Raw genomic sequence first — 12,970 nt, 5'->3', positions numbered from 1 at the left:
GAACAAGCGTCGCCCACTCCCGGGTTCACGCGATAGTGCGATCATGTTCCGCCCCGAGGATGCCGGTTGACGGCCCCGGGTAGGGCGGCGCTCATGACACACGAGTCCTCGCAACCCTTCCACCTGCCGCGCTTCTACATGCCGTACCAGGCGCGGCTCAATCCCCACCTGGACGAGGCGCGGGCCCACTCCACCGTGTGGGCCCGTGAGATGGGAATGCTGGAGGGCAGCGGCGTCTGGGAGCAGCGCGACCTCGACGCGCACGACTACGGGCTGTTGTGCGCGTACACGCACCCCGACTGCGACGGCCCGGCGCTCTCTTTGATCACCGACTGGTACGTGTGGGTCTTCTTCTTCGACGACCACTTCCTGGACATGTTCAAGCGCACGAACGACCGCGAGGCGGGCAAGGCGCACCTGGAGCGGCTGCCGCTCTTCATGCCCATGGAGCTCGACCAGCCCGTGCCGGAGCCGGAGAACCCGGTGGAGGCGGGCCTCATCGACCTGTGGCGGCGCACCGTGCCCGCCATGTCGATGGACTGGCGGCGGCGCTTCGCGGAGTCCACGGAGCACCTCCTGAACGAGTCGATGTGGGAGCTGTCCAACATCAACGAGGGGCGGATCGCCAACCCCGTCGAGTACATCGAGATGCGCCGCAAGGTGGGCGGCGCCCCCTGGTCGGCGGGGCTCGTGGAGTACGCGACCGCCGAGGTCCCGGCCGCCGTGGCCGGGTCGAGGCCGCTGCGCGTCCTCATGGAGACGTTCGCCGACGCCGTGCATCTACGTAACGACCTGTTCTCCTACGAGAGGGAGGTCATGGACGAGGGCGAACTCTCCAACGGCGTCCTGGTGTTGGAGACCTTCTTCGGCTGTACGACACAGGAGGCGGCCGAGGCCGTCAACAACGTGCTGACCTCGCGGCTGCACCAGTTCGAGCACACCGCGCTCACCGAGGTGCCCGCGCTCTCCCTGGAGAAGGGGCTCACCCCGGACCAGGTCGCCGCCGTCGCCGCGTACGCGCGCGGCCTCCAGGACTGGCAGTCCGGCGGCCACGAGTGGCACCTGCGCTCCAGCCGCTACATGAACAAGGAGGCCGCCGCGCAGGCCGCCCCGCCCCTGGGCGGGCCGCGCGGCATCGGGGCCGGCGTCATGGACGTACGGGCACTCCTCGACGGGGTCGGCGCCGAGCGCCTGCGCGCGTACCGGCACGTGCCGTTCCAGAAGGTCGGCCCCTCGCTGATCCCCGACATCCGCATGCCGTTCGCCCTCACCCTCAACCCGGAGCTCGACGGGGCCCGCGCGCGGCTGACCCCGTGGATGCACCAGATGGGCATGCTCTCGGAGGGCGTCTGGGACGAGGACAAACTCCGCGCCTACGACCTGCCGTTGTGCGCGGCCGGTCTCGACCCCGACGGGTCGAAGGAGGCGCTCGACCTCAGCTCCCAGTGGCTCGCGTGGGGCACCTACGGAGACGACTACTACCCGCTGGTCTTCGGGCACCGCCGCGACCTGGCCGCCGCCAAACTGTGCACCGCGCGGCTCTCCGACTGCATGCCTGTGAACGGCGAGCAGGCCCCGCCGCCCGCCAACGGCATGGAGCGCGGCCTCGTCGACCTGTGGCGGCGCACGACCGCCGACATGACGCCCGAGCAGCGGCGCACGCTGAAGGACGCCGTCGACGTCATGACGGAGAGCTGGGTGTGGGAGGCCGCCAATCAGCTCCAGCACCGCGTCCCCGACCCGGTCGACTACCTGGAGATGCGCCGCGCCACCTTCGGCTCCGACCTCACCCTGAGCCTGTGCCGCATGGGCCACGGGCCCGCCGTGCCGCCCGAGGTCTACCGCGCGGGCCCGGTGCGCGCCCTGGAGAACTCGGCCGTCGACTACGCGATGCTGCTCAACGACGTGTTCTCGTACCAGAAGGAGATCGAGTACGAGGGCGAGATCCACAACGCGGTCCTTGTCGTGCAGAACTTCTTCGGCGCCGACTACCCGACGGCCGTCGGCATCGTGGGCGACCTCATGGCGCAGCGCATGCGGCAGTTCGAGCACATCGTCGAACACGAACTTCCCGTGCTCTACGAGGACTTCGGCCTGGGCCGCGAGGCGCGCACGGCCCTCGACGGCTACGTGGACGAACTGCGGAACTGGATGGCGGGCATCCTCAACTGGCACCAGCAGGTGGACCGCTACCGCGAGGAATGGCTCGCGAGCCGCGCCCACGGCTTCGTACCCGATCGCGTACCGGCGCCGCCGGTTCCGTTTGGTTTCAAGAACTGCACGTCCGGATTGGGCAGTTCAGGGAACTTTGCTGGGGCGCCAGCCGTCTTGTGAGGTGAGACGGCCTTCATGGCCGCGAAGGACGACCGCTTGAGGACGACCACCTCGAACGGTCGTGACACGGGGACGATGTGAGAACACACGGGGGTGTTCTTTTCATGACCGAAATCTTCGAGCGCATCACGGACAAACTCACCGGAGTCGAGGACGCCGCGAGCGAGATCGCCGCGGCGGCCGTCGGGGAACTGGCGCCGTACGTGGCGCCTTTGACGGTGCCGCCGGTCCTGCGGCCCGAATCCGGTGACGTCCGGCAGGAGACCGAGATCGCGCTGCGGCCCACCTGGCAGCGGCTGCACCCGCAGCTCCCACCGACACTGATGTGGGGCTACGAGGGGTCCGTGCCGGGCCCGACGATCGAGGTGCGGCGCGGCGAGCGCGTCCGCATCGCCTGGACCAACCGCATTCCCAAGGGCAGCGAATTCCCGGTGAGCGCGGTGGAGGTGCCCACTCCGCCGACCCAGCCGGGCCAGGACCCGCCGCCCCCGCCGACCACGCTGCCCGGCCGCGGCGGCGTCGCGGCGAACAAGGACGTGGCCGCGCTGCCCGCCTGGACCGTGACACACCTGCACGGCGCGCAGACGGGCGGCGGCAACGACGGCTGGGCGGACAACGCGGTGGGCTTCGGCGACGCCCAGCTCGCCGAGTACCCGAACGACCACCAGGCGGTGCAGTGGTGGTACCACGACCACGCCATGAACATCACCAGGTGGAACGTGCACACCGGCCTCTACGGCACGTACCTGATCCGTGACGACGAGGAGGACGCCCTCGGGCTCCCCTCCGGGGAGCGGGAGATCCCGCTGCTGCTCGCCGACCGGAACCTGGACACGGACGAGGACGGCAGGCTCAACGGCAAGCTGCTGCACAAGACCGTGATCGTCGACCCGGCGAACGAAGAGACCGGCAAGCCCGTCAGCATCCCGTTCACCGGCCCGTACACGACGGTCAACGGACAGATCTGGCCGTACGCGCGCGTGGCCGCGGGCTGGTACCGCTTCCGGCTGCTGAACGCGTCGAACGCGCGGATCTACAACCTGGTGCTCGTCGACGAGGACGGCGACCCGGTGTCCGGCGCCATGCACCAGATCGGCAGCGACGGCGGACTCCTTCCGCGGCCCGTCCCGGTCGACTTCGACGACACGCTGCCGACGCTGACCGTCGCGCCCGCCGAGCGCATGGACCTGCTCATCGACTTCGCGGCCCTGGAGGGCAAGCGGGTGTGCCTGGTCGACAAGGGGGCCGAAGAGGCGCCGGGCGTGCCGGACGTGCCGAACGACGTGCGCTACCCGCACGTCATGGAGTTCCGCGTCGACGACCGCGCGGAGCCCGACTCGTTCGTGCTGCCCGAGGTGCTGTCCGGGTCCTTCAAGAAGCTCACCCACGACATCGAGCACGGACACCGGCTGATCGTCCTCACCCCGCCCGCGACCAAGGGCGGCGGCGGACACCCGGAGATCTGGGAGATGCAGGAGGTCACCGACGAGGAGCTGGACGCGGGCGACGTCCAGGTGCCCAGCGACGGCGTCATCCAACTCGTCGACGACAAGGGCGAGTCGAAGACGTACCGGCGCATCTCCCGGACCTTCAACGACGGGCTCGGCTTCACCCTCGCCGAGGGCACCTACGAACAGTGGAGCTTCCTCAACCTCGCGGTGAACCCGCCGGTCGTGCACCCCATGCACATCCACCTCGCCGACTTCCAGATCCTCGGCCGCGACGTGTACGACGCGTCCGGGTTCGACACCGAGGTGGGCGGCACGGTCAAGCCGGTCGCGTTCGACGCGAACCAGGTGGTCCCGCTGCCGCCCAACGAGGCGGGCCACAAGGACGTGTTCCGCGCCCTGCCCGGCCAGATGCTGCGCGTCATGGGCAAGTTCGACGGGGCGTACGGCCGGTTCATGTACCACTGCCACCTTCTGGAGCACGAGGACATGGGCATGATGCGGCCCTTCGTGGTGATGCCCAAGGAGGCCCTGAAGTTCGACCACGGGGCCGGGCACGGCGGCGGTGACCACGGAGGTCACACGGGCTGACCCACCGCGTGCGCGACGGCCGCCCGCGCCAGGGCCCGCACGATCGGATGCGGGCGGCCGCCGTCGCCGGACAGCTCCGGCTGGAACAGCGTCGCGAGGAAGAACGGATGCTGTTCCACCGGGAGTTCGGCGACGCGGACCTGCCCCTCCTCGTCGGTGCCCGTGAAGCGCAGGCCGTGGGCGCGGAGGGTGTCCAGGTGCCGGGCGGGGCCGTACGAGCAGTGGTAGCGCTCGACGGTCCGCTCCGCGCCGAGCACCGACTCGGCGAGCGAGCCGGCGGTCAGCGTCACCGTGCCCTCGTGCCCGACGAGTGAGCAGGACAGCGGGGCGATGAGCGGGTCCCGGGCGTCGGGGTCGTTCTCGGCGTGGCGGGCGTCGCCGAGACCGCACACATCGCGCGCGTACTCCAGCAGCGTGTGCTGGAAGCCGCCGCACGTGCCGAGGAACGGGACGCGCTCCTCGCGCGCGGTGCGGATCGCCGCCAGGGCGCCCGCCTCGCTGCGGTACGGGCTGCCGGGCAGCACCCACACGGCGTCGAAGCCGCGGACGGCGCCCGGCGCCTCGGCGTCCTCGGTGGGGATCCAGTAGGCGTCCAGGACGAGGCCCTCGCGGGCGGTGAGCGCGTCGAGCAGCAGCGGGACGCGGGTGTGCGAGACGACGTGCGGGGAGCGGTCGCCGACCAGGGCGATCCGAGCGGGTGCGGTCATGCCCACCAGCCTGCGCGGGGCCGCCGGTTCACGTCCAACGATGAAAACCGCACCCTCCATAAGCGTTCCTGATGCACGTCGGCGATGCTGGCGCGATGGATCCGCACCTGCTCCGTACGTACGTCGCCGTGGCCCGGCTCGCTTCCTTCTCGGCGGCGGCCGACGAGCTCGGCTACACGCAGTCCGCCGTCTCGCAGCACATCGCGGCCCTGGAGCAGGACCTCGGGGCCCCGCTCCTGACCCGCCGCCCCGTCGCGCCCACCCCTGCGGGCGAGCGCCTTCTGGAGCACGCGGCGCCGCTGCTGCTGCGCCTCGACGCCGCCCGCGCCGACGTGCGCCGCACGGCGGCGGCGCCCGCGCGCGGACTTGCCCTCGCCGTCACTGCGACCGCGCTGCGCGGGCACATGGCCGCGCAGCTGCCGCACGCCGGGGTGGCCGTGCGGGTGCTGCCGCGCGAGGCGATACCCGCGGAGGTGGCGACGGGCGCGGCGGACGTGGGGCTCGTCGACGGCGTGGCCGCGCCGAGCGACCCGCTGCGGCTGCCCGACGTCGCCCCGCTCACCACGCGCGGCGTCGCGGAGGAACCGGTCCACGTCGTCCTCCCGACCGGCCACCCGCTGGCCCACCGCGCGGGCCTGCGCCTCGCCGACCTCGCCGACGCCCGATGGCTCGACGCCCCGGGGGCCGGCCTCCCCCTCGACCAGCTGCGCGCGGCTCACGTGGGCGGGGGCTTCCGCCCGGCGCTGCGCTACGACGGCACGGACCTGCGCACCCTGCTCACGCTCGCCGCGGCGGGCCACGGCCTGACCGCGCTGCCCGCCTCCCTCGCCTCCGCCGTGCCCGGCGCCGAAGGCACGGTCGCCGTGCCGCTCACGGCGCCGCGCGTGGTGCACCGTACGGAGCTCGTCCATGCCGGGGCGCCGGTCGGCGCGGCGGCGGACTTCGTGGCCGCGCTGGTCGACTGAGACGTGGCCGCGCTGGTCGGCTGAGTCCGGGGCCGGGCGCGGGAGTTCGAGCGGGCCCGGCACTCTCACTCGTTCGTGGATCGTGGCGCGCGTGCGCGGAGGGTAGGGCTCTGGCCGTGGCCGAGTGAGTTGTGGCCGAGTGAGCTGTGGCCGAGCGAGCCAGGGACCGGAGGCGGGCGACCCATGGAACAGACTGCGTTGCGTCCCAAGCCGATGCCCGGGTCCGGCGGCGGGCCGGGGCCGGGCCCCGGCCGTCCGACGCGGTCGGAGCCGCCCAGGAAGCGGGCGAGGCCCTACGGGAGGCGGCTGTGCGGCGCGCTGTGCGGGCTGCTGTGCGCCGTCCTGCTGGTGCTCGCCGGCATCGGCCTCGGCACCGTCGGCGCCACCGTCATCGGCATGAGCAAGCTCGCCGAACTGAAGAAACAGGCGCCGCCCGCGGCGAAGCCGGCGCCCGCGCGCCCGAGCGCGGCGCCCTTGCCCGGGATGCCGCCCGCCCTGCCGTCCCTGGCGAGGGGCGGGCTCGGCGTGGAGGTCGTCGACGCGCCCAAGGGGGCGGGCGCGCTCGTCGTCGCCGTGCACATCCCGGGCCCCGGCCACACCGGCGGCCTGGTCCGAGGCGACGTCCTGGTGGCCCTCGGCACCCAGCGCGTCGGCTCCGCCCTCGACCTCGCCGCGACCGTCGCCGACACGGCGGACGCGCGACCGGGACGCCAGGTCGTCGTCACGGTCCGGCACGCCGACGGAGAGCTCCAGAAGCTGGCGGTCACACCAGGGGTGGCCACCTGACGGAGGGGTGGTCACCAGACAGAGGGGTGGTCACCAGACAGAGGGGGCACCGGACGCCCACGCGCGCGTACCCGCTCACCGGGTTCGGCGCGCGCCCCGCGCGGGGCGCCTGAAATCATGGGCAGAGGTCGGTCTCGCGCCGCCCCGCGCCGCCGGGCAGGATGACTGCTCGTACGACGCCCGCCCCTGTACGCCCCGTACGAAAGGCCAGGACATGACGACCGGTACCCCCGCGCCCTTCACCGCCGCCGACTACAAGGCCCGCATGGACCGTGCCGCGCAGTCCGCCGCCGACGCGGGGCTCGCCGGGGTGCTGGTCGCGCCGGGCCCCGACCTCGTATGGCTCACCGGCTACCACGTACCGGCCGACACCGAGCGGCTCACCCTCCTCGTGCTCGCGGCCGGCCAGGAGCCCACGCTCGTCGTGCCGACCCTGGAGGCGCCCGACGCCGCCAAGGCCGCGGGCGCCGACGCCATGACGCTGCGCGACTGGACCGACGGCAAGAACCCCTACGACGTCACGGCCCCGCTGCTCGACATGGCGGGCCGCTTCGGGGTGAGCGACAACGCCTGGGCGATGCATCTGCTCGGCCTGCAGAAGACGCTCCCGGAGACGTCATACGTATCACTCACCGAGGCCCTGCCCATGCTGCGCGCCGTGAAGGACGCCGCCGAGCTGGAGCGCCTCGCCGCCGCGGGGGCCGCGGCCGACGCGACGTACGAGGAGATCAAGAAGGTCGCCTTCGCGGGCCGCGAGGAGAACGACATCGCGCGCGAGCTCTCCGACCTGCTCAAGCGGCACGGGCACTCCCAAGTCGACTTCACCGTCGTGGGATCGGGCCCGAACGGCGCCAATCCGCACCACGAGGCGGGCGACCGCGTCATCCAGGACGGCGACATGGTGGTGCTCGACTTCGGCGGCCTCAAGCACGGCTACGGCTCCGACACCACGCGTACCGTGCACGTCGGCGAGCCGACGGACGAGGAGCGCAAGGTCCACGACATCGTCCGGGAGGCGCAGACCGCCGCCTGTGACGCGGTGCGGCCGGGGATCGCCTGCCAGGACGTCGACCGGGTCGCCCGCAAGGTCATCACGGACGCCGGATACGGCGAGTACTTCATCCACCGCACCGGCCACGGCATCGGCGTCACCACGCACGAACCGCCCTACATGATCGAGGGCGAGGAGCAGGAGCTGGTGCCCGGCATGTGCTTCTCCGTAGAGCCGGGGATCTACCTGCCGGGCCGGTTCGGGGTCCGCGTCGAGGACATCGTGACCGTCACCGACGACGGCGGCCGACGCCTCAACGCGACGGCGCGCGAGATGGCGATCGTGGGCTGAGCGGCCGTGCCGTCCACACCGGAGCAGCCGACCGCCGAGACGGTCCGCCGCGTGCTGGGGGCGAGGCTCCCGGACGGCGCGAGCGTCCGGCCCGCGGACGAACCGCCGTTCACGTGGTGGGTCGGCGACAAGTACGTGCTGCGGCTCGCGCACGACAAAGCCGCCTCCACGCGGCGTCGGCGGGAATTGCGGCTGCGTGAACTCGTACGCCCCCACGTGTCGGTCGCCGTGCCGACCGGCGTTGCCACGGGGGAGTGGGCGCCGGGGCTCGCGTACGCGCTCGACACCCGGCTGCCCGGCGCGAGCGCGCAGGAGCGCGAGGTCACCGCCGCGGGCGAGGAGGATCTGGCGGGGCTGCTCGCCGCGCTACGGGCGGTGCCCGTGGCCCGCGCCGCGCAGTTCGGCGTTCCGAAGGTCGCGCCGCGCTCCCTGGAACGGCTGCGGCAGCAGGCCGGGCCCGCCGCCCAGAAGCTCGACGACAAGGGCGAGTTCGACGCGGAGCGGCTGCGGCAGCTGACCGCGCAGGCGGTGGCGCAGCTCGGCCCGCAGGGCGAGCCGGTGCTCGTCCACCACGGGCTGTCCGGCGAGCACCTGATCGTGACGCCGGACGGCCATGTGGCGGGCGCGCTCGGCTGGGGCGACGCGCTCATCGGCGACCCCGCCGAGGACATCGCGTGCCTCGCGGCGGCCGTGGGCGCGCGGGCCGCGGTGCGCTCCGCGACGCTCGCCGGCTACGGGCCGCGCGCGTGCCTGCGGGGCCTGTGGCTGGGGCGCTGCGACGCGGTGGTCCGGCTCGCCGAGGGACTCCTCGGCGGGGCCCCGGCGGAGCCGACCGCGCTGCTGCGGGTGCGGCTTGAGCGGGTGTGGGAGCCGATCCTGCTGGAGCTGGTGTCGGAGGGCTGAGCGGCTCCCCGCGCGGCTTCCTACGGCGCCACAGCGATCACGCAGGACTGGGCCGGAACCGTCAACACGCCATCCGCGCCCGGCAGTTCCACCGGCTCCCACGCCGCGAGCAGCCGCGCCACCGGCCGGCCCAGCGGAATCGACACCGGCACGTCCGACAGGTTCACCGCCACCCGAAGGTCACCGCGCCGATAAGCGATCCACCGCGCCCCCTCGTCGTACGCGACCTTGACCGCCGCCAGATCCGGGTCCTGGAGGTCGGGCCGGGCGCGGCGCAGGGCGATGAGTTCGCGGTACCAGGCGAGCACGCGCGCGTGGTGGCCCGTTTCGCGCTCGTCCCAGTCCAGGCAGGAGCGCTCGCGGGTGGCCGGGTCCTGCGGATCGGGCACGTCCTCCTCGGCCCAGCCGTGCGCCGCGAACTCCCGCCGCCTGCCCTTGCGTACGGCGTCGGCGAGGGCGGCGTCGGTGTGGTCGGTGAAGAACTGCCAGGGCGTGCTCGCCGCCCACTCCTCGCCCATGAACAGCATCGGCGTGAACGGTCCCGTGAGCACGAGCGTCGCCGCGCACGCGAGAAGCCCGGGGGAGACGAGCGCGCCGAGGCGCTCGCCCTGCGCGCGGTTGCCGACCTGGTCGTGGGTCTGCGCGTACGCGAGGAGCCGGTGCGCGGGCGTGGTGGCGCGGTCCAGCGGGCGGCCGTGGCGACGGCCCCGGAACGTCGAGTACGTGCCGTCGTGGAAGAAGCCGCGCGTGAGCGTCTTCGCGAGCGCCGCCATCGGCTGCCGCGCGAAGTCCCCGTAGTAGCCCTGCCGTTCACCGGTGACGGCCGCGTGCACCGCGTGGTGCGTGTCGTCGTTCCACTGCGCGTGCAGGCCGAAGCCGCCCTCCGTACGAGGGGTGATGACGCGCGGGTCGCCGAGGTCGGACTCGCCGATCAGGAACAGCGGCCGGCCGAGCTCGTCGGCGAGCGCGTCCACGGCCGCCGACAGCTCCTCCAGGAACGGCAGGGCGCGCCGGTCGTGCAGCTCGTGGATCGCGTCGAGCCGCAGCCCGTCGATCCGGTAGTCGCGCAGCCAGGCGAGCGCGCTGCCGGTCAGATACGCCCGCACCTCGTCGGAACCGGCCGCGTCCAGGTTCACCGCGCTGCCCCACGGAGTGTGGTGCGTATCCGTGAAGTACGGGCCGAACGCGGGCAGATGGTTGCCGGAGGGCCCCAGGTGGTTGTGGACGACGTCGAGCACGACACCGAGGCCGTGCTCGTGCGCCGAGTCGACAAAACGCTTCAGCGCCTCGGGCCCGCCGTACGGCTCGTGCACCGCCCATGGGGAGACTCCGTCGTACCCCCAGCCGTGCCGTCCCGGCATCGGGCAGACCGGCATCAACTCCACGTGCGTGACGCCCAGTTCCGCGAGGTGGCCGAGCCGGCGCGCGGCGGCGTCGAGCGTGCCCTCGCGCGTGTACGTGCCCACATGCAGCTCGTACAGGAGCGCCCCGGTCAGCCCGCGCCCCGCCCAGGAGCCGCGCCACGCGTACCGCCTGTGGTCGACGACGGCGCTCGGGCCGTCCGGCCCGTCGGGCTGTCTGCGCGAGCGCGGGTCGGGCAGCACGGGTCCGCCGTCCACCGCGAACCCGTACCGGGTGCCGTCGGCCGCCTCGGCCTGCCCGGACCACCACCCGGTTCCGCGGTACGGGTCGCGCGACAACGCGCGCGTGGCGCCCTGTTCGTCCTCAACACCCCCTATGTGGAGCGTTACTTGCTCGGCCTGTGGTGCCCATACCTCGAACTGCACGGACCGTTCCCCCTCGTGACCGGATGCCCGCCGACAGTGACAACAGGTCCCCATGGTGCGTCACGTGTGATCGCCACGGGGCCGTTTCGGAAGGCTGGGGCCCGGATCACACGAACTCGGCCCCGCTTCCCGGTCTTCTGGACACTCCGGCCTCCGCTGCCCGACAATTCGCTGTGTGACGTCCTCTTTTGAACACCACACGTACCCGGCTCGGCTCTCCGACGCCGAGCGGGACCGTGCCCTGAAGGTGCTCAGGGACGGCGTCGCCCTCGGCCGGCTCTCGCACGACACGTTCGTGCGCCGCATGGAACTCGCGCTCACTGCCCGCAGGCCCGAGGAACTCGACCGGCTCACCGCCGATCTGCACCAGGAGAACCGCTGGTCGCGGGCGCTGTTCGGCACCGTGGGAGCGGTCTCCGGGTTCACCGTCCGGCTGCGCAGGGCGTGGACCGTGGAGCGGCTGCCGAAGCTGCTCCTGCCTCCGGTCGCCGCCCCGTACCCGCTGCGCATCGGCCGCGACCCGGTCAACGGGCTGCGGCTCAGCCACGACACGGTCTCGCGGGTGCACGCCGAGCTGAGCAGGCAGGGCGGCGTGTGGGTGCTGCGCGACCTCGGCTCCACCAACGGCACGACGGTGAACGGGCGCAGGGTGATCGGCGCGGCCGTCGTCCAGGACGGCGATCAGGTCGCCTTCGGGCGGATGTCGTTCCGGCTGTCGGCCGACTGACGCGCGGGGCGCGTGCTCAACGGGGCGCTCAGAAACACGCTCACCCGCGCGCGTGCCGCACCGCCGCCAGCGTCGTCCGCGCCTGGTGCTCGATCTGGTGGGCCACCGGTACCCAACGCGCCCCGAACCGCTCGGCGTACGCCTCGCACCAGCGCGTGACGAGCGCGTCGAGCCGGGGCGCCGCCAGGTCGCCGGCCTCCTCCAGGACCCGCAGGAGCATCGCCGCCGCCCGCAGCGGAAGCCGCCGGGCGAAGGCGTCGATGCTGCCGATGTACGCCATCGTGGCGTCCGGTGGCGGCGGCTGCACCCAGTCGTCCGCGAGGCCCGGCACCAGGCCGAGCGCCCAGCGCGCCGCACCCAGGAGCGGGCCCCCGGTGTCCGGGAGCCGGGGCATGGCCTCCACGAGGATCTCCTCCACGAGCCGGGTGTCGCGGCTGAGCCGGGCCGACAGGCGCCGCAGCGCCCGCTCCGGCGCCGGATGCGGGGCCGGGTCGTCCACGAGGTCGCTGGCCCACATCGGGACCTCCACGATCGCCGTGGAGCCGCCGTAGCGGTGCGCGTGGTGCCACGTCGAGAGCCGCGCGTCGTCCGGCAGGCTCGGGAACGCGGCCCGCGCGTCCAGGTCCGGCATCACATGGACGCCGCGCCCCGACGCCGGCCAGCCCGCCGCGTCCGACGCCCCCGTCTCCACCGGTATGTGCAGCTCGGCGGCCGACTTGGCGAAGGGCTCTGCGAGCCCCGGTATGTCCCGCGTCAACTGCACCCAGCTGCCGCCCAGTTCGGTGCCGTGCAGCGACACCTGGAGGTACGGCCGCACCTCGTCGATCACACCCACCAGGGTCTTCGTCTCCGGAGGCAGCCGGTCGGGCGGCAGCACCGAAGGCGACCACTCCGGCTGCTCGGCGCCCGTGGGCCGGAAGAAGCCGCGGTGGTAGTCGAGCAGCGAACGCGGCTCCGGAGCGTTGTGCAGGGCCGCGCCGTCCGGATCCGCGCACAACAGGAAGTGCCACGACCTGTCGGTCCGCAACACCCGGTCGAACAGGGCCCTTTCGGCCAGATGCAGCGCCGTGGAGCCGCCCGTGGGCTCGTTGGCGTGCGCCCCCGCGACGACGAGGACGGCGCGCCGGTCGTGCCCTACGGACAGCAGATGCAGGGGGCGCCCGCCGCGCGAAGTCCCGACCTGTCGTAGGCGACACAGGTCAGGTCGGTGAGACGCCAGCTCCCGCGCTGACTGGACCAACTCGGCCGAGGTGGGGTATCGCTGCTCCGTCAGGTGACTCACCCCCGTTGGTGCTCCCGGCGTCAGCAATCCGCAGTACCCCATGCTCCGCTCCATGTGTCAAGAAGGCCCATACAGCGGCCCGCGGCCGCCCGGCAGGA

Annotated in this window: 10 protein-coding genes; 7 read left to right on the top strand and 3 right to left on the bottom strand. The window is 73.0% G+C overall.

What is annotated here, in order from left to right:
• The first annotated feature begins 93 nt into the window (after window positions 1-93).
• Both cyc2 and phsA read left to right on the top strand, forming a co-directional pair.
• A complete protein-coding gene (cyc2, locus tag RBJ65_RS09700) occupies window positions 94-2,334 on the top strand; it encodes a germacradienol/geosmin synthase Cyc2 (protein ID WP_306318313.1) in 2,241 nt (746 codons plus the stop codon).
• 104 nt (window positions 2,335-2,438) lie between these two features.
• On the top strand, window positions 2,439-4,373 hold the full coding sequence (gene phsA, locus RBJ65_RS09695; protein WP_306318314.1) for an O-aminophenol oxidase PhsA: 1,935 nt from the start codon (window positions 2,439-2,441) through the stop codon (window positions 4,371-4,373).
• Here phsA and RBJ65_RS09690 read toward each other — a convergent pair.
• Window positions 4,361-5,080 carry a hypothetical protein gene (locus tag RBJ65_RS09690; protein ID WP_306318315.1) on the bottom strand — a complete coding sequence of 240 codons (720 nt, stop codon included), beginning with the start codon at window positions 5,078-5,080 and terminating at the stop codon, window positions 4,361-4,363. The two genes, phsA and RBJ65_RS09690, sit on opposite strands and share 13 nt — an antisense overlap.
• Before the next feature lie 95 nt (window positions 5,081-5,175).
• On the opposite strand from RBJ65_RS09690, the gene RBJ65_RS09685 reads away from it, so the two are divergent.
• The 4 genes from RBJ65_RS09685 to RBJ65_RS09670 all read left to right on the top strand — a co-directional run bounded on the left by RBJ65_RS09685 (window position 5,176) and on the right by RBJ65_RS09670 (window position 9,076).
• Window positions 5,176-6,045: a LysR family transcriptional regulator gene (locus tag RBJ65_RS09685; protein ID WP_306332122.1), complete on the top strand. Its 870-nt coding sequence runs from the start codon at window positions 5,176-5,178 to the stop codon at window positions 6,043-6,045.
• A 183-nt stretch (window positions 6,046-6,228) separates the two neighbouring features.
• On the top strand, window positions 6,229-6,831 hold the full coding sequence (locus RBJ65_RS09680) for a S1C family serine protease (protein WP_306321659.1): 603 nt from the start codon (window positions 6,229-6,231) through the stop codon (window positions 6,829-6,831).
• A 214-nt stretch (window positions 6,832-7,045) separates the two neighbouring features.
• Window positions 7,046-8,173 carry an aminopeptidase P family protein gene (locus RBJ65_RS09675; RefSeq protein WP_306321658.1) on the top strand — a complete coding sequence of 376 codons (1,128 nt, stop codon included), beginning with the start codon at window positions 7,046-7,048 and terminating at the stop codon, window positions 8,171-8,173.
• A 6-nt stretch (window positions 8,174-8,179) separates the two neighbouring features.
• Complete coding sequence (locus tag RBJ65_RS09670) at window positions 8,180-9,076, top strand: aminoglycoside phosphotransferase family protein (RefSeq protein ID WP_306321657.1); 897 nt, start codon at window positions 8,180-8,182, stop codon at window positions 9,074-9,076.
• A gap of 20 nt (window positions 9,077-9,096) precedes the next feature.
• Here the strand turns inward: RBJ65_RS09670 and treZ are convergent, their stop codons facing one another.
• Complete coding sequence (treZ, locus tag RBJ65_RS09665) at window positions 9,097-10,863, bottom strand: malto-oligosyltrehalose trehalohydrolase (RefSeq protein WP_306321656.1); 1,767 nt, start codon at window positions 10,861-10,863, stop codon at window positions 9,097-9,099.
• A gap of 175 nt (window positions 10,864-11,038) precedes the next feature.
• Here treZ and RBJ65_RS09660 point away from each other — a divergent pair, with 175 nt between their 5' ends.
• On the top strand, window positions 11,039-11,590 hold the full coding sequence (locus RBJ65_RS09660; protein WP_306321655.1) for a DUF1707 and FHA domain-containing protein: 552 nt from the start codon (window positions 11,039-11,041) through the stop codon (window positions 11,588-11,590).
• A 40-nt stretch (window positions 11,591-11,630) separates the two neighbouring features.
• Here RBJ65_RS09660 and RBJ65_RS09655 read toward each other — a convergent pair whose 3' ends face one another.
• Complete coding sequence (locus RBJ65_RS09655) at window positions 11,631-12,872, bottom strand: M14 family zinc carboxypeptidase (RefSeq protein WP_306321654.1); 1,242 nt, start codon at window positions 12,870-12,872, stop codon at window positions 11,631-11,633.
• Between the last annotated feature and the right edge of the window lie 98 nt (window positions 12,873-12,970).

The sequence above is a fragment of the Streptomyces sp. KL109B genome (assembly GCF_030766935.1).
Taxonomy (GTDB): Bacteria; Actinomycetota; Actinomycetes; order Streptomycetales; family Streptomycetaceae; genus Streptomyces.
Note: the sequence above shows the minus strand (reverse complement) of the source record. Positions and strands in the feature narration are given on the sequence as shown.